The following is a 20,879-nucleotide window of genomic DNA, read 5'->3' on the forward strand; positions in this document are numbered from 1 at the left end:
GGCGGCTTATTTGCCACCTTCTTTCAGGCCCAGGTCAGCCAGTGCCTTGGCGGCAACTTTGGCTGGCAGCGGGATGTAGCCGTCTTTCACTACCACTTCCTGGCCCTGTTTGGACAGAACCAGCTTCACGAACTCGGCTTCCAGCGGGGCCAGAGGCTTGTTCGGGGCTTTGTTGACGTAAACGTAGAGGAAGCGCGACAGCGGGTATTTGCCGTTCAGGGCGTTTTCTTCGCTGTCTTCGATGAAGTCAGTGCTGCCTTTCTTGGCCAGGGCCACGGTTTTCACGCTGGCGGTTTTGTAACCGATGCCCGAGTAACCGATGCCGTTCAGCGAGGAGCTGATGGACTGCACAACCGACGCCGAACCTGGTTGTTCGTTCACGTTAGGTTTGTAGTCGCCTTTGCACAGGGCTTCTTCCTTGAAGTAGCCGTAGGTGCCGGATACCGAGTTACGACCGAACAATTGCACTGGCTTGTTGGCCAGGTCGCCGGTCACGCCCAGGTCGCCCCAGGTCTTGACGTCAGCTTTGGCGCCGCACAGACGCGTCGAGGAGAAGATCGCGTCGACTTGTTCCATGGTCAGGTGCTGGATCGGGTTGTCCTTGTGCACGAACACGGCCAGGGCATCCACGGCAACCGGGATAGCGGTTGGCTTGTAGCCGTACTTCTGCTCGAAGGCAGCCAGTTCGGTGTCCTTCATCTTGCGGCTCATCGGGCCCAGGTTGGAGGTGCCTTCAGTCAGCGCAGGAGGTGCAGTGGCGGAGCCGGCGGCCTGAATCTGGATGTTGACGTTCGGGTATTCCTTTTTGTAACCCTCAGCCCACAGGGTCATCAGGTTTGCCAGGGTATCGGAACCAACGCTGGACAGGTTGCCCGACACACCAGTGGTCTTCACATAAGCCGGAATGGCCGGGTCAACACCAGCGGCTACCGCGTTAGCGGTCGCAACGCCAGCAGCGACAAAAGTCATTGCCGCCATCAAACGTTTCAGTTTCATGCCTTGCTCCTAGCAGATAGGGATAATTGGATCGGGGCCAAGTATCGGTAGGCCGTGTGAACACTCTATGTCCGTAATATGACAATTAGATGAAAGGCCATCATTCATGAAAAACCTGACAGGAAGGGGCAGTTCAATAAATTCGGGGGCTTGCGAGGAGGTTGAAGCGAATGGAGCCGTTCGTTGGAAACACTCTGTAAGGGTTGCCGAGCAAAATCTGTGGTGAGGGAGCAAGCTCCCTCACCACAAGGGTATTCGTAAGTTAGCGCCCGCGCTTCCACAGATAAGCACCCACCAGCATGCCCATGGTGCAGATCACTGCCACGTAGTACGCCGGGCCCATCGGGCTTTCCTTCATCAGCAGCGACACCACCAGCGGCGTCAGGCCGCCGAACACCGCGTACGCCACGTTGTAGGAGAACGACAGACCGCTGAAGCGCACCACTGGCGGGAAGGCTTTCACCATCACGTAGGGCACCACGCCGACCGTGCCCACAAACAGGCCCGTCAGGGTGTACAACGGGAACAGCCAGTCAGGATGATTGGCGAGGCTGTGGTACAGCGTCCAGGAAGTTGCCAGCAGCAATGCGCAACCGGCGATCAGCACACGGCCCGCACCGAAGCGGTCCGCCAGGGCGCCTGAAATGATGCAACCAATGCTCAGGGTAACGATGGCCAGGCTGTTGGCTTGCAGCGAAACAGTCGGGCTGAAGTGGTAGACGGTCTGCAACACAGTCGGGGTCATCAGGATCACGACGACGATGCCGGCCGAGAGCAACCAGGTCAGCAGCATCGACAGCACGATGGCACCACGGTGATCACGCAACACCGCACGCAAGGGCAGTTCAGCCGCCAGGGTCTTGCGCTGCTGCATCTCGGCGAAAATCGGGGTTTCATGCAGCCAGCGACGCAGGTACACCGACAGCAGGCCAAACACACCGCCCAACAGGAAAGGAATCCGCCAGGCGTAATCCGACACCTGCTCCGGGCTATAGAGGGTGTTGATGGCGGTCGCCACCAGCGAACCCAAAAGGATGCCCGCCGTCAGGCCACTGGTCAGGGTACCGCAGGCATAACCGATATGACGCGGCGGCACGTGCTCGGACACGAACACCCAGGCGCCCGGCACTTCACCGCCAATCGCTGCGCCCTGGATCACGCGCATCAGCAACAGCAGGATCGGCGCCCACAGGCCGATCTGTGCGTAGGTGGGCAGCAGGCCCATGATCAGGGTCGGCACGGCCATCATGAAGATGCTCAGGGTGAACATCTTCTTGCGCCCCAGCAGGTCGCCGAAGTGCGCCATGATAATCCCGCCCAACGGCCGCGCCAGGTAGCCCGCAGCGAAGATGCCGAAGGTCTGCATCAAGCGCAGCCATTCGGGCATGTCGGCGGGAAAGAACAGCTTTCCGACCACCGTGGCGAAAAACACGAAAATGATGAAGTCGTAGAACTCCAGCGCCCCGCCCAAGGCAGACAGCGACAGGGTTTTGTAGTCGTTGCGGGTCAGCGGGCGCGAAGGTTGCGCGCTGCTTGCGGGCACGGAGGACATGGCAAGGCTTCTCTTATAGTAGTCAGGACGGCAAGCCCGGGACTTGCGGCAGGCTTGGCAAGATAGCAAATCGCTTGAAAAAGCACAGCGTTGAGCAGTTAACAGTTCAGATGAGCGAAATATTCCCGTCGCAGACGTGCAATTAACATGAGCAGGAGCACAGTTGCCGGAAAAAGCCGCGATACAGCGTCTATTTACCGACCAAATGAGCCGCAGGAGGTCGTCGTGGCGCCGACGGCTCGATATACTCGGCCATTGCAAGCGCCAGACCCGCATCCTTGAGGGGCTGCTGTGCCAAAACGCCGTTGGCGGCCCGCCAGCCGATTTGGCAGAGTTTCCCTTTAGTACGCCTTACGAGAAACGCATCGAGCGGTGTATGTTGGTGCTGAAACGTTTTTCCAGAAGACGGCTATCCACTTGAAATACCCATGAAGCGTCACGGGTCAGAGGCACCGGCATGATCGAACTCGAACAAGAAGATCCTATCCCGCAAGGCGATCTCGCCCTGCAAATCACCGCACTCCCGCGTGAAACCAACGGTTTCGGCGACATCTTCGGCGGCTGGCTGGTCGCGCAGATGGACCTGGCCGGCACGGCCATGGCGAGCAAGGTTGCCGGTGGCCGCGTGGCGACCGTAGCGATCGACCGCATGGCATTCCTGGTGCCCGTGGCAGTCGGCGCACAGTTGTCCTTCTATACCCAGGCCCTGGAAATCGGCCGCAGCTCGATCCAGATGATGGTCGAAGTGTGGAGCGACGACCCGCTGTCCAGCGAATGGCGCAAGGTCACCGAGGCGGTGTTTGTGTTCGTTGCCATCGACGGCAGCGGTCGCACCAGGTCGGTTCCGTCGCGGGCGCGTTAAACATCGCGACGTTTTGACGGTCCATTGCCCCATTGTCTGCCATTGAGAGCGCGTGCCTATGTCTACACCCAACGTTGAAACCGTCAAACTGGATGAGCTGAACGCATGGCGCATCCGCCATAACGGCGCCGAATTGGTGGTGGCCCAGCAAGGCGCACATATCGTCAGTTACCAGCGCACCGGCGAAAAGCCGCTGATCTGGCCCAACGACGACGTGGTGTTCAAGAAAGGCAAAGGCATTCGCACCGGTGTGCCGGTGTGCTGGCCGTGGTTTGGTGTATTCGACCGCAACCCGCAGAGCGTCAAGGCCATGTATCAGGGTGACGCGCCGGCGGGCGCGCATGGTTTCGTGCGGACCGCCGACTGGGCGTTGGTGGGCGTTGAAGCTGAAGGCACAGCACTGCGCGTGGAGCTGGAACTGCCGGTGCCCGAAGGTGGCTTCCCGGGCTGGCCCCATCAGGTCGACCTGAAGATGAGCCTCCTGCTGGATGATCAGTTGCACATTCGCCTGACCAGCCATAACCGTGGCACCGAGACCGTCAGCCTCAGCCAGGCACTGCACAGCTACTTTGCGGTCAGCGATGTGCGCAATGTGCAGGTCGAAGGTTTGGACGGCCTGGCCTATATCGATACCGCCGACGGCTGGACCCACAAGCAACAATCCGGGCTGTTGCACTTCACCGCCGAGACCGACCGCATCTACCTCGACACGCCGGCGCAGCTGAACATTGTCGACAAAGACTGGCAGCGCCGTGTTCAGCTCAGCAGCACAGGCTCGCGCTCGACGGTGATCTGGAACCCGTGGACCGAACGCGCCAAGGCCTTCAGCGACATGGCCGACGACGGCTGGCAGGGCATGCTCTGCATCGAGACCGCGAATGTGCTGGACGATGCGGTAACGCTCGCGCCGGGCGAAAGCCATACCCTGGGTGTGAGCATCAGCGGTATCGCCCTGTAAACCCAATCAAATGTGGGAGCTGGCTTGCCTGCGATAGCGGAGTGTCAGGCGACAGAGATGTCGACTGTCAGGCCCTCATCGCAGGCAAGCCAGCTCCCACATTTTGAATGGCGTCGCGGCTTACAAGTCCGACTCTTTGACCACCCGCACCTTCCCCGCATCCAGCGCATAGGCCGCATCGGCCAGGTCGTTGTTGACCTTCTCCACCTTCAGCGTGCCCGTCACCCACAGCGGCGTGTAGATATCATCCAGCTTCAACCCCTTGGGATAACGCACCAGCACCAACTGGTTGGGCGGCGGTGGCGGCACGTGGATGCACGCGCCCGGGTAAGGCACCAGGAAGAACAGCGTGCTGCGGCCCTTGGCGTCGGTTTCGAGTGGCACGGGGTAGCCGCCGATGCGGATGTTCTTGCCGTTCATGGCGGCCACGGTCTTGGTCGAATACATCACCGCCGGCAAGCCCTTGCTCTGCTTCAGGCCGCCCTTGGCCGTGAAGGTGCCTTGGGCTTCCGGGGAGTTGTGGTCGATTTCGGGCATTTCTTCGAGGGCTTTCTGGTCCGACTTGGGCATCAGTTCCAGCCAGTCGGTTTCCGGCAGTTCGCCAGCGTGCGCCAGGCCAGAGCCCAGCAAGAGGAGAGTCAACAGAAGACGGCGCATGGAGAGGCTCGGCAAGGATTACAGTGCCGGCATTCTAGCCCTCTGCGCCTGCGCAGCGCAGAGGGCCTGGTCGCTAAATTACTTCTTTCTCAGCAGACCGTAGATCACCAGCAACACGATCGCACCGATCAGTGCACCGATAAAGCCCGCGCCCTGGCCCGCCTGGTAGATACCCAGTGCCTGGCCACCATAGGTTGCAACCAGCGAACCGGCGATACCCAGCAGGATGGTCATGATCCAGCCCATGCTGTCGTCGCCTGGCTTCAGGAAACGCGCCAGCAGGCCAACGATCAAGCCGATAAAGATGGTTCCAATGATACCCATGGCATTTCCCTCTGAATGAAGTGAACTCAGTCAAAGCCTAGTCAGACTTTGGCTTCCTGCAATCAGAGGGTGGCGGGTACCAATGGTTCCCGCCCCGCCTTGGGTTATTGCTCGGCGATCAGCGCTTCGACCTTGAGGATCTGCGCTTGCAGCGTCGCGCGGTCCTTGCAACGCAGGTTGGCGTGGCCGACCTTGCGCCCGGCCTTGAAGGCCTTGCCGTAGTGATGCAGGTGGCAGTCATCGATCGCGATCACACGCTCAACCGGCGGCACCACGCCGATGAAGTTGAGCATCGCGCTCTCGCCGACCTTGGCCGTGGAGCCCAACGGCAAGCCCGCCACCGCCCGCAGGTGGTTTTCGAACTGGCTGCACTCGGCGCCTTCGGTGGTCCAGTGCCCGGAGTTGTGCACGCGCGGGGCGATTTCGTTGGCTTTCAGGCCGCCGTCGACTTCAAAGAACTCGAACGCCATCACGCCGACGTAATCCAGCTGCTTGAGCACTCGGCTCGAATAATCTTCAGCCAGTGCTTGCAGCGGGTGATCGGTGCTGGCCACGGACAGCTTGAGGATGCCGCTGTCGTGGGTGTTGTGCACCAGCGGGTAGAAACGGGTTTCGCCATCGCGGGCACGCACGGCGATCAGCGAGACTTCACCGGTGAACGGCACGAAGCCTTCCAGCAGGCAGGCGACGCTGCCCAGCTCGGCAAAGGTACCGACCACATCGGCAGCAGTGCGCAGGACTTTCTGGCCCTTGCCGTCGTAACCCAGGGTGCGGGTTTTCAGCACGGCCGGCAGGCCGATAGAGGCGACTGCAGCGTCCAGGTCGTCTTGGGACTGGATGTCGGCGAAGGCCGGCGTCGGGATGCCCAGGTCCTTGAACATGCTCTTCTCGAACCAGCGGTCGCGAGCGATGCGCAAGGCTTCGGCGCTCGGGTACACCGGCACGAACTGCGACAGGAAGGCCACGGTTTCAGCCGGGACGCTTTCAAACTCGAAGGTCACCAGGTCGACTTCATCGGCCAGTTGGCGCAGGTGGTCCGGGTCGCTGTAGTCAGCCCGCAGGTGTTCACCCAGCGCCGCCGCGCAGGCGTCTGGCGCCGGGTCCAGGAAAGCGAAGTTCATCCCCAGCGGCGTACCCGCCAGGGCCAGCATGCGGCCCAGTTGGCCGCCACCGATTACACCGATTTTCATCGTCAACAACCTCAGGCAATGCGTGGGTCTGGATTGTCCAGGACGCTGTCTGTCTGCTCAGCCCGGAATTTTTTCAGCGCCGCATGGAACTGCGGGTGCTTGGCACCGAGGATGCTGGCGGACAGCAATGCTGCGTTGATCGCGCCGGCCTTGCCGATCGCCAGGGTGGCCACCGGAATACCGGCGGGCATCTGCACGATGGACAACAGCGAATCCACGCCCGAGAGCATCGACGACTGCACCGGCACGCCCAGCACGGGCAGGTGAGTCTTGGCTGCACACATGCCTGGCAGGTGAGCTGCACCGCCGGCACCGGCGATGATCACCTCGATGCCACGGGATTCTGCTTCATCGGCATACTGGAACAGCAAATCCGGAGTGCGGTGGGCGGAAACCACCTTCACTTCGTAGGGAATGCCGAGTTTTTCCAGCATATCGGCGGTGTGGCTAAGGGTGGACCAATCGGACTTGGAGCCCATGATCACGCCAACCAATGCACTCATCGTCGTGCCTCTTCTCTCTGGGCGCCCGCAGGCGCGTCAAAAAACAACAAGCCACGCGGGAAATCCGGCGTGGCTTGGTGTACGAATTAAGGCCGGTTGGACCGGCCGAAGGCCGCGCAGTATACCGTAATAATGCAGATAAACAGCCCCTGGAATGACCATCTGTCCAGTGGCGCAAAGTAGCGGTTTTATTGACTTTCAGGTCAGCGAAAACACCGCAAAACCCTGTAGGAGCTGGCTTGCCTGCGATAGCGGTGTATCAGCCAACATTTCAGGCGCTGACCCACCCCAATCGCAGGCAAGCCAGCTCCCACATTTAACCGCGTTCAGCCGCCGGATTCTGCGCCGCACCCCCTTCCAGCTTGCGCCACAGCAACCGCACATTCGCCTTGCGCACCAGGGCGCAGCGGTACAAACGAATCTCCAGCGGCACATGCCATTGCGGGCCGCCGCACACCACCAGTTCACCCCGCGCCAACTCCGCGCGCACGCTCAGCTGCGGCACCCAGGCAATGCCCAGGCCTTCAAGGGCCATGCTTTTCAGGCTGTCGGCCATGGCGGTTTCGTAAATGGTGGTGAAGCGCAGCGCCCGCTGGCGCAGCAACAGGTTTACCGAACGCCCGAGAAAGGCGCCGGCGCTGTAGGCCAGCAGCGGCACACTGCCCTCGCCTTCGAGGTCGAACAGCGGCTTGCCGTCGGCATCGGCGGCGCACACCGGCAGCATCTCAGTGTTGCCCAGGTGCAGCGACGGGAAGATCTCCGGGTCCATCTGCATCGCAGCGTCCGGGTCGTAGAACGCCAGCATCAAGTCGCAGCCGCCTTCGCGCAGCGCATGCACGGCGTCGCCGACGTTGGTGGCGACCAACCGGGTGGCGATGTTCAATCCTTCATTACGCAGCTGGGCGATCCAGCGCGGGAAGAAGCCCAGCGCCAGGGAGTGCGCCGCCGCCACCTGCATGACTTCGCCCTGCCCGCCTTCCAGGTGATGGAGGTGGCGCAATACCTCGCCGAGCTGCTCGACCACGGTACGCGCGGTGACCAGGAACAACTGCCCCGCCGCCGTCAGTTCGACCGGCGTGCGCGAGCGATTGACCAGGGTCAGCCCCAGCGCCGCCTCCAGGCTGCGGATGCGCCGACTGAACGCCGGCTGGGTGACAAAGCGCCGCTCCGCCGCCTGGGAGAAGCTGCGAGTGGCAGCCAGGGCGCTAAAGTCTTCCAGCCATTTGCTTTCAAGGTTCATCACATCCTCCCGGGGCACGCACCATTTTGGCACACACGTCCGTCATGGTAACGGGGTCACACCGACATTATGCCGTTTATGCATAGGCCAGTGTTTAACAGCATTGGCCCAAAACCTCCCGCAAGCCTAGCATTCACAGCGTTCCGGCCTAGCCCGGGTCCATATCGAGATGATTTCCGTCATGTCCTCCGCTGCATCTTTCCGCACAGAAAAAGACCTGCTTGGCGTACTCGAAGTACCCGCTCAAGCGTATTACGGCATCCAGACCCTGCGAGCGGTGAATAACTTCCGCCTCTCGGGCGTTCCGATTTCGCATTACCCGAAATTGGTGGTCGGCCTGGCAATGGTCAAGCAAGCGGCCGCTGACGCCAACCGCGAGTTGGGCCAGCTCAGCGAAGCCAAGCACGCTGCCATCAGCGAAGCCTGTGCCCGCCTGATCCGCGGCGATTTCCACGAAGAGTTCGTGGTGGACATGATTCAAGGCGGCGCTGGCACTTCAACCAACATGAATGCCAACGAAGTCATCGCCAACATCGCGTTGGAGGCCATGGGCCACAACAAGGGCGAATACCAATACCTGCACCCGAACAACGACGTGAACATGGCGCAGTCGACCAACGACGCCTACCCGACCGCGATCCGCTTGGGTCTGCTGCTGGGCCACGACGCACTGCTGGCCAGCCTCGACAGCCTGATCCAGTCGTTTGCCGCCAAGGGTGAAGAATTCAGCCACGTCCTGAAAATGGGCCGTACCCAGCTGCAAGACGCCGTGCCGATGACCCTCGGCCAGGAATTCCGCGCCTTCGCCACCACCCTCGGTGAAGACCTGGCCCGCCTGAAAACCCTGGCACCCGAGCTGTTGACCGAAGTGAACCTGGGCGGCACTGCCATCGGTACCGGCATCAACGCCGACCCGCGTTACCAGGCCCTGGCCGTTCAACGCCTGGCCACCATCAGCGGCCAGCCGCTGGTACCGGCTGCCGACCTGATCGAAGCCACCTCCGACATGGGCGCCTTCGTACTGTTCTCCGGCATGCTCAAGCGTACGGCGGTGAAGCTGTCGAAGATCTGCAACGACCTGCGCCTGCTGTCCAGCGGCCCACGCACCGGCATCAACGAGATCAACCTGCCGGCCCGCCAGCCAGGCAGCTCGATCATGCCCGGCAAGGTCAACCCGGTAATCCCGGAAGCCGTGAACCAGGTGGCGTTCCAAATCATCGGTAACGATTTGGCACTGACCATCGCGGCCGAAGGCGGCCAGCTGCAACTGAACGTGATGGAGCCGCTGATCGCCTACAAGATCTTCGACTCGATCCGCCTGCTGCAACGCGCCATGGACATGCTGCGCGAGCACTGCATCGTCGGCATCACTGCCAACGAAGCCCGCTGCCGCGAGCTGGTGGAACACTCCATCGGCCTGGTCACCGCGCTGAACCCGTACATCGGCTATGAAAACGCCACCCGTATCGCCCGTATCGCCCTTGAAAGCGGCCGCGGCGTACTGGAACTGGTGCGCGAAGAAGGCTTGCTCGACGACGCCATGCTCGACGACATCCTGCGCCCCGAAAACATGATTGCCCCACGTTTGGTCCCGCTGAAGGCCTAAGCGTTTGTTGCACCGCTCACCAGGTTGAGGGACTAGACACCTCTCACCTTTTGAGGGCCTGAAGGCTCGTTCTTCAGGCCCTTTTTTTTGCCTCAAGGTTGTGAAATGACGCCAATAAAAACTCCAAGATCGCCCCACAAACCCGCCTTGCCCGTAACGCCTTGGCTGAAACCTTTAATCGCCTCGTGCAGACGGATCACACACTCCTAGGTATAGTGCCGCCCCTCTTCGCGTCAGCGGTCGTCGGTAACGAGACCCTGGGAAGCGCGAAACCGCATGAATAACAACACCCGCAAAAGGATTGGGGTCGAAGCGTCGTGCACTGCCTGGTGCTAAACGATGCGTCGGACCGTCCTGCGTTTGCCATTAGAAAAATCAGCGAGGAACACTCCATGCTAGAAGTCATCAACGACTTCCTCTCAGGGAAAGTATTGATCGTGCTCATTGTCGGGCTCGGTGGTTACTTCACGATCCGCTCGCGTTTCGTTCAGTTGCGTCATTTTTTCCACATGTTTTCGGTGTTTCGCGACAGCCTGAAAAGCAGCACCGGCCAACTCAGCTCGTTCCAGGCGCTGATGCTCAGCCTCGCCGGGCGCGTCGGTGCCGGCAACATCGCAGGCGTCGGCATTGCCGTGACCCTGGGTGGCCCGGGCGCCGTGTTCTGGATGTGGGTTACCGCACTGGTGGGCATGTCTTCGAGCTTTATCGAGTGCTCCCTCGGCCAACTCTACAAGCGCACCGACGCTGAAGGCACCTACCGTGGCGGCCCGGCTTACTACATTCAGCACGGCCTGCAAAAACGCTGGCTGGGCATGGTGATGGCGTTCCTGCTGCTGGTGACCTTCGGTTTCGCCTTCAACGGTCTGCAAGCCCACGCCGTGACTCACTCGCTGAACAATGCGTTTGGCCTGGACACCACCTACACCGGCCTGGCCCTGGCCGTGCTGCTGGGCCTGGTGTTCATCGGCGGGATCAAGCGTATCGCCTCGATCGCCGACCTGCTGGTACCGGTCAAGACCCTGGTCTACATCGCCGTGACCCTGTACGTGATCGTGCTGCAATTCGACCACGTGCCGGCCATGCTCGCGACCATCGTCAAGAGCGCTTTCGGCCTCGACCAAGCCTTCGGTGGCCTGGTGGGCAGCGCGATCATCATGGGCGTGAAACGCGGCGTGTTCGCCAACGAAGCCGGCCTGGGCAGTGCGCCTAACGTGGCCGCAGTGGCCTCGGTTGAACACCCGATCGCCCAAGGCGTGGTGCAAGCGTTCAGCGTGTTCCTCGACACCTTCGTGATCTGCACCTGCACCGCGTTGCTGATCCTGCTTTCCGGTTTCTACACCCCGGGCTTCGAAGGCGACGGCATTGCCCTGACCCAGAACTCCCTGGCGGCCGTGGTCGGTGACTGGGGCCGGATGTTCATCTCGGTGGCCCTGGCGTTGTTCGTGTTCACCTCGATCATGTACAACTACTACCTCGGCGAGAGCAACCTGCGCTTCATTGTGGGCGACAACCGCAAGGTGTTGATGGGCTACCGCGCGCTGGTGCTGGTGCTGATTTTCTGGGGTTCCATCGAGAACCTGAGCACCGTGTTTGCCTTCGCCGACATCACCATGACCATGCTGGCGTTCGTCAACCTGTTCGCCCTGGCGTTCCTGTTCAAGATCGCCATGCGCATCCTGAACGACTACGACAACCAGCGCGCGGCGGGCATCAAGACGCCGGTGTTCGACTCCAGCAAATTCCCGGACCTGGACCTGGACCGCAAAGCCTGGCCGGCCAATCCGGTGAAGCCGGAACCTGCCGCTCAAGCAACGGCAGAGCTGAACGCTCAAGCGCAGCGCTAAGCGTCGCACGCCTAGATAGATGACACGCCGCCCGGCCTTGGGCATGCTCTGGGCCCGGCGGCGTTTTTCGTTCAGGAGATTCTTCGATGTCCCCAGCTACTAACATCATGGTGCTCTACACCGGTGGCACCATCGGCATGCAGGCCAGCGCCAACGGCCTGGCACCCGCTTCGGGTTTCGAGGCGCGCATGAGCGAGTTCCTCGCCAGCCAACCCCATATCAACGTCCCTGCCTGGCGCTTCCGGGAAATGTCCCCGCTGATCGACAGCGCTAACATGACGCCCGCCTACTGGCAGCGCTTGCGTGTGGCGGTGATCGAAGCGGTAGATGCAGGCTGCGACGCGGTGCTGATCCTGCACGGCACCGACACCCTGGCCTACAGCGCGGCGGCCATGAGCTTCCAGCTGCTGGGCTTGCCAGCGCCGGTGCTGTTTACCGGCTCGATGCTGCCCGCCGGCGTACCCGACAGCGATGCCTGGGAAAACGTCAGCGGTGCGCTGGCTGCCCTCGGCGAAGGCCTGGCGCCTGGCGTACAACTGTACTTCCACGGTGCACTGATGGCCCCGACCCGTTGCGCGAAAATCCGCAGTTTTGGTCGCCACCCGTTTGCCGCGTTGCAGCGTAACGGCGGCGTCGCCCAAGCCGAGTTGGTTCCGGCGGCGCTGCATTACCGCCAGGCCAAGGCGCTGGCCAATGTGGGTGTGCTGCCACTGGTGCCGGGCATCGCCGCCGCGCAATTGGACGCGTTGATCGACAGCGGTATTCAAGCGCTGGTGCTGGAATGCTTCGGCAGCGGCACTGGCCCCAGCGACAACCCCGAGTTCCTTGCCAGCCTCCAGCGCGCGCAGGACCAGGGCGTGGTCGTCGTCGCGATTACCCAGTGCCATGAAGGCGGCGTAGAGCTGGATGTGTACGAAGCCGGCAGCCGCTTGCGCGGCGTGGGCGTGTTGTCGGGCGGCGGCATGACCCGCGAAGCGGCATTCGGCAAGCTCAATGCGCTGATCGGCGCCGGACTGGGGAATGCCGAAATCCGGCGCCTGGTGGAGCTCGACCTGTGTGGCGAGCTGAGCTGACCGGCATATAACTTGCTCCGCTTCCAGCCATCCCCTGGCTGGAAGCACCCATGCTGCACTCCCACCTCACCACCCTCAACGCCGTCTCCCTGGTGCTTGGCACCTTCAAGGACCAGGGCCTGCCCGGCGACGCGTTGCTCGAAGGCAGCGGCATCTGCCCGGCGGACTTGAGCCGTGCCGACACGCGCATCACCACCAACCAGGAGATGCGCGTGTGTGCCAACGCCGTGGCGCTGCAGCGGGATATCGGCCTGGAACTGGGCCGGCGCATGCACGTTTCGTCCTACGGCATGCTCGGCTACGCCCTGCTCACCAGTGCCACCTTCGGTGACGCTTTACGTTTGGCCCTGCGTTATCCGGCGCTGTTGGGAACACTTTTCGAGCTGAGCCTGGTGGAGGACGGCGAGCGCATCTGGTTCAGCGCCAGTGATTATCGGGAGAACCCGGCGCTGGAAACCTTCAACGTCGAGTTCTGCCTGGTCTCATTGAAAGTCATCTGCGACGACCTGCTCGGCCATCCGCTGCCATTGCGCGGTGCGCGCTTTGAATACGACGCGCCGGACTATCAGGCACGTTACCGCGAGCGCTTCGACTGCCCGTTGCAGTTTCAAGCCACCGCCAATGCCTTTGCGTTCGACAAGCACTGGCTGGACCAGCCGTTACCCCTGGCCGACGCCGTCACCCACCAGGCCATGGCCGAGCGTTGCCGCAAGCAGAACCTGGAGTTCACCGGGCGCCAGGCGTGGCTGGGCCGGATTCGCCAAGTGCTCGCCAGCCAATTGCAGGCGGCGCCGGGCCTTGAGGGGTTGGCCCAACAGATGAACTGCTCGGCCCGCACCTTGCGCCGGCACCTGCACGACCAGGGTTGCAGCTACCAGGAACTGCTCGACGAGCTACGCTTCGAGCGGGCCAAGCAGTTGCTGGGCGAGGACGAGCTGCCGATCTACCGGATTGCCGAAGCACTGGGGTTTAGCGAAACCGCAAGTTTCCGCCACGCGTTTGTGCGCTGGAGCGGCGTGGCGCCGAGCCAATTTCGCGCATGACGCCCTATTGAGGGGCGAATTGCGGTCACACACATTGGCCGTATTTATCCCCTTTTGGCCGCTCCTGCCGTTCTCATAAACCCCGCCCGCCGCAAGACTGCCTGCACCGATACAGCCTGCGGAGAACAACAATATGCTGACGATCTACTCGGACGATCACCACCTGCACCACGGCCGCTGCGAACTGATGGACGGGCAACTGATGCCCTGCTTTGAAATGCCCTCCCGCGCCGACCATGTGCTGCAACGGGTCAAGGACCGCGAACTGGGCCCGGTGCACGCGCCCGTGGATTTTGGCCTGGTGCCACTGCAACGCATTCACAGCGCGGCCTACCTGGACTTCTTCAAGGGCGCCTGGCAACGCTGGACCGCATTCAACCAGGACGGCGACTTGCTGCCCTACACCTGGCCCGCCCGCACCTTGCGCAAGGTGATCCCCACCAGCCTGCACGGCCAACTCGGCTATTACAGCTTCGACGGCGGCGCGCCCATTACCGCCGGCACCTGGCAAGCGGCCTACAGCGCAGCGCAGGTTGCACTGACCGCCCAACAGGCCATCCAGCAAGGCGCCCGCAGTGCGTTCGCGCTGTGTCGACCGCCCGGCCATCACGCTGCCAGTGACTTGATGGGCGGCTATTGCTACCTCAATAACGCCGCCATCGCCGCCCAGGCGTTTCTCGATCAGGGTCACCGGAAAGTCGCGATCCTTGACGTGGATTACCACCACGGCAACGGCACCCAATCGATTTTCTATGAGCGCAGCGATGTGCTGTTCACCTCGATTCACGGCCACCCGGAAGCGGAGTTTCCGTTCTTCCTCGGTTATGCCGATGAACTGGGGGAAGGCCCGGGTGAAGGGTTCAACTTCAACTATCCGCTGCCAGCCGGTTCGGGCTGGGCTACCTGGAGCGCGGCGCTGGAGCAGGCCTGCAATGAGATCCAGCGCTATGGCGCCGACGTCGTGGTGGTGTCTTTGGGCGTCGACACGTTCAAGGACGACCCCATCTCGCAGTTCAAGCTCGACAGCCCGGACTACCTCGCCATGGGCGCCCGCATCGCCCAACTGGGCAAGCCGACCCTGTTTGTGATGGAAGGCGGTTACGCCGTCGAAGAAATCGGCATCAACGCCGTCAACGTTCTGGAAGGTTTTGAGGGGGCAGCATCATGAACATGCTCAAGCATCTGGTCCTGTGCGCCGCAGTGTTCAGCGGCGTGGCACACGCCGAAGAAACCACCTTGCGGGTCTACAACTGGTTCGACTACATCACCCCCAAGGCCCTGGAAGACTTCAAGGCCCAGAACCCGAAGATCAAACTGGTCTACGACATCTTCGACACCAACGAAGCCCTGGAAGCCAAGCTGCTCACCGGTAACTCCGGCTACGACGTGGTGGTGCCGTCCAACGTGTTCCTGGCCAAGCAGATCGAAGCCTCGGTGTTCCAGCCCCTGGACCGCAGCAAGCTGCCCAACTGGAACCACCTCGATCCCAAGCTGATGAAGCTGATCGAGGCCAACGATCCCGGCAATAAATTCGCCGTGCCTTACATGTACGGCACCATCCTGATCGGCTTCAACCCGGACAAGGTCAAGGCTGCGCTGGGCGCCAATGCACCGGTGGACAGCTGGGACCTGATCTTCAACGAAGAGAACATCAGCAAGCTCAAACAGTGCGGCGTGGCCCTGCTGGACTCACCGTCGGAAATTCTGCCGCTGGCCCTGCAACACCTCGGGCTGGACCCCAACAGCAGCGACCCCAAGGACTACGTGAAAGCCGAAGCCTTGCTGATGAAGATCCGTCCGTACATCACCTACTTCCACTCCTCCAAATACATGGCGGACATCGCCAACGGTGACATCTGTGTGGCAGTCGGTTATTCCGGCAGCTTCTCCCAGGCCGCCAACCGCGCCAAAGAAGCGAAGAACGGCGTGACCGTGGACATGCGCCTGCCCAAGGAAGGCGCGCCGATCTGGTTCGACATGCTCGCAATTCCCAAAGGTGCCAAAGACCCGGAGGACGCCTACACCTTCATCAACTACTTGCTGCAACCCGGGGTGATTGCGCCGATCAGCGACTTTGTCGGCTACCCCAACCCCAACAAGGACGCCACCAACCTGGTGGACCCGGCGATTCGCAACAACCCCAACCTGTACCCCACCGAAGCGGCCATGGCCACGCTCTACACCCTGAAACCCCTGGGCCGTGATGCCGAGCGCGCCCGCACCCGGGCCTGGACCAAGATCAAATCCGGGACCTGACGCACCTGTGGCGAGGGCAATGGGTCCCTCGCCACACGTTGCACAGTTAACTACCACCCGCCCCCCGGCAGGCACCGCTACTTTCTGGCACTCCGATCGCTCTTCTGCCAGCAAGGAATGTCTGCATGCCTCAGCCCTCCACCGAATTAGAATCCCTCAACGGCAATTCGCTGCTGACCCAATTGACCACCGGCCCGTCCATCCGCGAAGTGGCTGCAAAAATTTTGCGGCCGGCGTTGAAGGAGCTGTATCCCGAACTGGATATCGACCCGGACCTGGCCGTTGTCGTCTCGCCAGTCTGGTTAATCGTCAATGACCAGGTCGTGCCCGGCTTGCCTCATCACGAGTCGGTCACCGGCGCACTCGCACGGCGCGCCGTTTCCAACAAACCAGTGGTGTACATCGACGGTGAGCACTACCTGACCGACCGCGCCGCCAGCGGCCCGGACATCCACCTGCCGGTGCGTATCGACGCCATCGCCCGGCTGATCAATGAATGTGCTCCGCTGCTGTTCATCGCGTATCAGGAACAACAACTGGAGTTCTGGAACCAGACCGATGGCCCCCGGGGCACTCGCTGGCAGGCCTTCGCCAACGCCTTGCGCAATGCCTGGGATATCAAGGACTCCGTGGGTTGGGGCGAGGACGAATGTGCCATGGCGAAGAACGTATTCCTGTACCCGGATTACGCCGTGCGCCTGCCCAATGACAAATACCGCACCCGGGCCTACCTGATCGACATCGATATCGACCAAGGTCCCCATACCCGACACATCAGCCTCGCCGCGCTCGCCATCCTGATCGGCACCCATGACCAACACACGATGATCCTCACGTACTCAATTGCCAACGGGTACCAACCGTTCGACAGCCTGGACGACCTGGGCAAGGCGCTGGTCCTGCAAGCGACCAACCCCGAGGATAAAGCGCTGCAATGGCGGCTCTACGAACCCCAGGGGGATTTTTTCGAGTACCAGGCCTGCGCCCTTATCGGCCTGCAACTCGATGCCATTGGCAGAATCGCTCCGGGGACCCCGTCCCTGGGGACCAACGATGAGATCGCCGAGCGTGGGCAACTGGAGTTAGGGCAGTTGTCGTCGGACGACAGGGACAAGCTGGAAAAAATCAGCGATGCCCTGCCCGATTGGTTGAACACCGCAAGCTCTGCCGACCTGTCCCGCTATAGCCGCTACCTGTTCGATATCGCCGCACTCAATAACCGCACCGGCAATAAAACCTACCAGGACAGCATTCCGCTGATTGGCGACTACGCCCTGCAGGCCATCGCCGACGCCATGGCCAAGACCCTGACACCCGCCCAGAAAACCGACCTGGGCCTGGTGGCAAATGGTACTCAACTCAGCCAGCAACTGATGCTCAAGCTCAGGCTCGTGCAAATTACCGTGACCAGCCAGGTCGTCTGGGGGTTATTCACCGCCCCCGGCCTGACCAGCACCGTCACCTTCAGCCTCGAAGAACTGGCCCTGCAAAACCTGATCGCGCTGCCGTTGGGCAACAAGGTCGCGCAGTACAACGATGGTCGTAGCCTGCCGAGCTGGATGAGCGTGACGTACCTGCAAGACCTGATCACCCAAGTGAACATTGGCGATCAATATCCCAAGCTGGTCAAAACCACCCTGCTCGACGACCCGGTGCAGTCACTGGCGCGGCAAACCCTCTATACCGATCAACTGCGCCTGCAACTGCCGTTGCTGGCGCTGCAATACAAGATTCGCAGCCAGTACGGTGTGGATGAGCAAGGCTACCGTTATGTCTGCGCGGCCATGGCATCCGACCCCAACCTGCGCCGCGTGAACGGCTACACCGTGGTCATTCGGCCCCTGGCGTTTATTCCCACGCGCCGCACCAGCCAGGCCGCCGATCAGGTCAGCAACATGTTCGTCATAGGCCCGCAGAACCCGGCCAACGGCCCCTGCCTCTTGTATCGCCCCCAGGCCACGAGACAGTTGATGCAGTTCGCCTCACCGAACAACCTGATTTACGCCATCAAACAATCCACCGAACTGCGCGAGTCGGTGTTGGCCTGGCTACCCGACAGCGTGCGTTCCGACTACGCACAGTTTGTGTTTCCCGGCGCCCTCCTTGCTTCGCCCAGGACCTTGTCCGCGCTGGTGGTAGAGCCGTGGCTGGCGTTGAGCATGACCGGGCCGGTCATTCTCGGCAGCCAGACCCTCCACGACGACGATTTGGCGGCGCTGTTCACCGCCAACGCGAAGGCACTGGTGGACCTCGCCGACAAGCAGTCAGTGTCCAATGCAGAATCCCGCTGGGAAAGTTTCAAACGGGCCGGCTGGACGATCTTCAATGCCGCCCTGCCCTTTTTGGGCAAAACCGTTGGCACTGCGGCCTGGATCGGCCAACTGATCAATGACGTGCAGGAAGCCATCGACGCCAGCGAACGTGGCGACAGCGAGGCCAAATGGTCCGCCTTGACCGACATTTTCCTCAACCTGGGCATGGCCCTGGCGTTGCACCTGGCCAGCCGTCAGCCGTCAGCTGTGCGGGCCGAGAAACCCGTCGTGGGCGCTCCGGAAACATTCCCCACGACCGAAACGGCAAGCCAACTGCCCACGACTCAGCTACCGGATATCCAGACACCCGACCTGCCCGGCGGCCACGAGCTTTCGCTGCACACCCTCGGCGCCTTGACCCGCAAGCCGTTGAGCCTGAAAAAGACCCTCGACAGCTTCAGCGTCACGCGCCCCGAAACACTGGGCGCGCAGCAAACCCAGCCTGGCTCGCACCAGCACCTCTACCCGCTCAATGATCAGTGGTATGCGCCGGTGGGCGAACGCTGGTTCAAGGTACAAGTGGACGAAAACGATACGGTGATGATCATCGACGCCAAACAGCCCGAGCGCCTGGGCCCGGTGTTGGTCAACAACCGCGTGGGCCAATGGTTTATCGATACACGCCTGCGCCTGCGCGGCGCAGGGTTTCGCAGCCGGATGAAGAAAGGCCAGCGGCTCAAACCCGTCACGATTACCGGGCTGCGTGAACAACTGGAGGCGTTCGACCGCCAGGAAGCCAAAGAAAGTGCCGCGCTTGAGGCCGCCCGTAGCGTCAGCAGAGCCGCATCACCCGGCACGTCCGCCAGCGCACTCACCACCTTCATTGCCACGCTGGATAAACGTCGGGGGGAGTACGACGCACCGATCGCCCAACTGAAGTCATTGAACCTGCTCGACGCTGTGCCGGACTATTCGAAACGCATGCTCAACTACCTGGAAAGCCAGTTGCTCATTGCGCAAGCCGGCATCAACGAACAAGTGACGGATTTCCAAAAAGACCTGGCCGCCAGCGGACAGGGTATGGACAGTGACCCGCAGGAGGTCTTCGCCCGTCGGCGCGTGGCCGATAAAACCCTGAATATGATCACCCAGCTGGAGTACGTTCGTTCGCGCTTCAAATACCTCAGGGAACTGGGCGCCGAGGGGGTAAAGCTGGAACTGCGCACCCGCGAAAACCTGCCGCAGTTTGACCTGGATGACTTGAAGGGTTTCCGTATTTCACTCGCTCGCACCCTGTGCCTCCAGGAGAACAGCACCGCAGACATGACTGAGGCGCGCAACAGCATCAACGACATTGTCCAGGCCGCCCAACTCACCGTCCAGAGTTCCCGTGAGCTGGTGGAGACGCGGGCTGAACTCGACCTGGACGCGCACATCGAGGCGCTGGATGACGTCGCCGATCAATTCACCTTGATCAACCAGAATCTGCTGGATCTGCCAGGCGAATACCCCGAGCTGATAGTGAAGGATTCGGTGGAGGACCTGCGCAAACAGATCGACGAGTACGCCCAACGGGCCATGCAGTCTCTGAGCTCTGCGCTGCGGGAACGCAAAGCCAAGGACGCCAGAGCCGAGGCAGGCGCGTCATCAAGCGCATCTGCCCGGCCCAAAAAGACGGTCATCAAGACTCGCTTCAAGGGTGTGGTCGTCGGTGAACCTCGCGAAAACGATCCCGACTTTGTAGACATCAAGGAACCCCTGACCCATAAGGTCATTGCCACCTTTCACAAAAAGGATTCAGGCAACTGGGTAGAACACGCGCACCCGTCCCCGCCCGCCACTCGTGCACCTGCCGTAAGCGTGCCCAACAGCCTGAAAGAGGCCCAGGCATTGCTGGACGATGTCGATGCTTTTATCGAGCGTACCACCGCAAAGGCTGACCAACCCCAACGGCTGCCGGTGGAGATCGAGGAAAAATTCGAGCGCCGGGCGCAAACCCTGGAACAGGCCAAGCGCGTCGTCGAGCAAGCCGCCAACGCCACTAACGAAACCGACAATATCGCCTCCGAAGCGATGAACCGACAACTTGATGAGGCCGTGAAAAAGCTCTACCGCACAGGTCGGCGCGTCAGGCTCGACATGCTCAAGAATCGCCTGCCCACGGCCGCCCATATAGAACTGTTGTCCACCGAAGGAGAGGTGACCATTCATGCGTCAGGTGTTCGCCGGAGGCTCAAAGGCCCGAAAAAGGATTTCATGCAGGAGTACGAGATACGCGACCAGAAAACCAGCCGGGCGCTGTGGTATGCCCACTTTCACTACGCAAGCCTGAATGCGCCCAACGAGGCATACATTGTGGCCCACCTGAAAACCCCGGAACAACGTCGGCTAGGGGGCGCCTTCGAAGAATATGAAGGCATGTCCGTACAGCTACGCCGGGCCATCTATCGCGCCAAAATCGGCCCGCACCTGGCCCGGTCACTGTTCTTGGGCAAGGCCCCCGCGCCCGCCACCTGAGCCGGG

The 20,879-nt window shown here is 61.5% G+C and carries 16 protein-coding genes; 9 read left to right on the forward strand and 7 right to left on the reverse strand.

Annotated features, from left to right (window positions below; all coding sequences use genetic code 11):
• Positions 1-6 precede the first annotated feature (6 nt).
• Together MUM_RS0106560 and MUM_RS0106565 are read right to left on the reverse strand one after the other, a co-directional pair.
• Positions 7-996, reverse strand: coding sequence for a phosphate ABC transporter substrate-binding protein PstS (locus MUM_RS0106560; protein WP_003213401.1), 990 nt, complete (start codon positions 994-996; stop codon positions 7-9).
• A 262-nt stretch (positions 997-1,258) separates the two neighbouring features.
• The gene (locus MUM_RS0106565; RefSeq protein WP_010168327.1) at positions 1,259-2,548 is read right to left on the reverse strand and encodes an MFS transporter; all 1,290 of its coding nucleotides are present in this window, start codon (positions 2,546-2,548) and stop codon (positions 1,259-1,261) included.
• A 457-nt stretch (positions 2,549-3,005) separates the two neighbouring features.
• Here MUM_RS0106565 and MUM_RS0106570 point away from each other — a divergent pair, with 457 nt between their 5' ends.
• Positions 3,006-3,410, forward strand: coding sequence for an acyl-CoA thioesterase (locus MUM_RS0106570; RefSeq protein ID WP_003176975.1), 405 nt, complete (start codon positions 3,006-3,008; stop codon positions 3,408-3,410).
• 58 nt (positions 3,411-3,468) lie between these two features.
• Positions 3,469-4,368 (forward strand): D-hexose-6-phosphate mutarotase, encoded by a 900-nt coding sequence (locus MUM_RS0106575; RefSeq protein WP_010168333.1) that lies wholly within the window; start codon positions 3,469-3,471, stop codon positions 4,366-4,368.
• A 120-nt stretch (positions 4,369-4,488) separates the two neighbouring features.
• Here MUM_RS0106575 and MUM_RS0106580 read toward each other — a convergent pair whose 3' ends face one another.
• The 5 genes from MUM_RS0106580 to MUM_RS0106600 form a co-directional block, all read right to left on the reverse strand.
• The gene (locus tag MUM_RS0106580; protein ID WP_010168335.1) at positions 4,489-5,025 is read right to left on the reverse strand and encodes a DUF3299 domain-containing protein; all 537 of its coding nucleotides are present in this window, start codon (positions 5,023-5,025) and stop codon (positions 4,489-4,491) included.
• Positions 5,026-5,103: 78 nt separating this feature from the next.
• Positions 5,104-5,349 carry a GlsB/YeaQ/YmgE family stress response membrane protein gene (locus MUM_RS0106585; protein WP_010168336.1) on the reverse strand — a complete coding sequence of 82 codons (246 nt, stop codon included), beginning with the start codon at positions 5,347-5,349 and terminating at the stop codon, positions 5,104-5,106.
• A gap of 104 nt (positions 5,350-5,453) precedes the next feature.
• The gene (locus MUM_RS0106590; RefSeq protein ID WP_010168338.1) at positions 5,454-6,539 is read right to left on the reverse strand and encodes a 5-(carboxyamino)imidazole ribonucleotide synthase; all 1,086 of its coding nucleotides are present in this window, start codon (positions 6,537-6,539) and stop codon (positions 5,454-5,456) included.
• A gap of 11 nt (positions 6,540-6,550) precedes the next feature.
• The gene (gene purE, locus MUM_RS0106595) at positions 6,551-7,042 is read right to left on the reverse strand and encodes a 5-(carboxyamino)imidazole ribonucleotide mutase (protein WP_003213411.1); all 492 of its coding nucleotides are present in this window, start codon (positions 7,040-7,042) and stop codon (positions 6,551-6,553) included.
• A gap of 316 nt (positions 7,043-7,358) precedes the next feature.
• Positions 7,359-8,282, reverse strand: a complete 924-nt coding sequence (locus MUM_RS0106600) for a LysR substrate-binding domain-containing protein (protein WP_010168340.1) — start codon at positions 8,280-8,282, stop codon at positions 7,359-7,361.
• Positions 8,283-8,463: 181 nt separating this feature from the next.
• Here MUM_RS0106600 and aspA point away from each other — a divergent pair, with 181 nt between their 5' ends.
• From aspA to MUM_RS0106635, 7 genes are all read left to right on the forward strand, one after another.
• Entirely contained in the window at positions 8,464-9,888 is a 1,425-nt protein-coding gene (gene aspA, locus MUM_RS0106605; RefSeq protein ID WP_010168341.1) for an aspartate ammonia-lyase, read from the forward strand.
• A gap of 392 nt (positions 9,889-10,280) precedes the next feature.
• A complete protein-coding gene (locus MUM_RS0106610; RefSeq protein ID WP_010168342.1) occupies positions 10,281-11,732 on the forward strand; it encodes an alanine/glycine:cation symporter family protein in 1,452 nt (483 codons plus the stop codon).
• 86 nt (positions 11,733-11,818) lie between these two features.
• Positions 11,819-12,805 carry an asparaginase gene (locus MUM_RS0106615; protein ID WP_010168348.1) on the forward strand — a complete coding sequence of 329 codons (987 nt, stop codon included), beginning with the start codon at positions 11,819-11,821 and terminating at the stop codon, positions 12,803-12,805.
• Positions 12,806-12,855: 50 nt separating this feature from the next.
• Positions 12,856-13,848, forward strand: coding sequence for an AraC family transcriptional regulator (locus MUM_RS0106620; RefSeq protein ID WP_010168349.1), 993 nt, complete (start codon positions 12,856-12,858; stop codon positions 13,846-13,848).
• A 133-nt stretch (positions 13,849-13,981) separates the two neighbouring features.
• The gene (locus MUM_RS0106625; RefSeq protein ID WP_010168350.1) at positions 13,982-15,016 is read left to right on the forward strand and encodes a histone deacetylase family protein; all 1,035 of its coding nucleotides are present in this window, start codon (positions 13,982-13,984) and stop codon (positions 15,014-15,016) included.
• Complete coding sequence (locus MUM_RS0106630; protein WP_010168351.1) at positions 15,013-16,104, forward strand: polyamine ABC transporter substrate-binding protein; 1,092 nt, start codon at positions 15,013-15,015, stop codon at positions 16,102-16,104. The genes MUM_RS0106625 and MUM_RS0106630 overlap by 4 nt, the downstream gene beginning before the upstream one ends.
• Before the next feature lie 125 nt (positions 16,105-16,229).
• A complete protein-coding gene (locus MUM_RS0106635; protein WP_010168352.1) occupies positions 16,230-20,873 on the forward strand; it encodes a dermonecrotic toxin domain-containing protein in 4,644 nt (1,547 codons plus the stop codon).
• The last annotated feature ends 6 nt before the right edge of the window (positions 20,874-20,879 follow it).

Origin of the sequence: Pseudomonas sp. PAMC 25886, assembly GCF_000242655.1 — a bacterium.
Taxonomy (GTDB): domain Bacteria; phylum Pseudomonadota; class Gammaproteobacteria; order Pseudomonadales; family Pseudomonadaceae; genus Aquipseudomonas.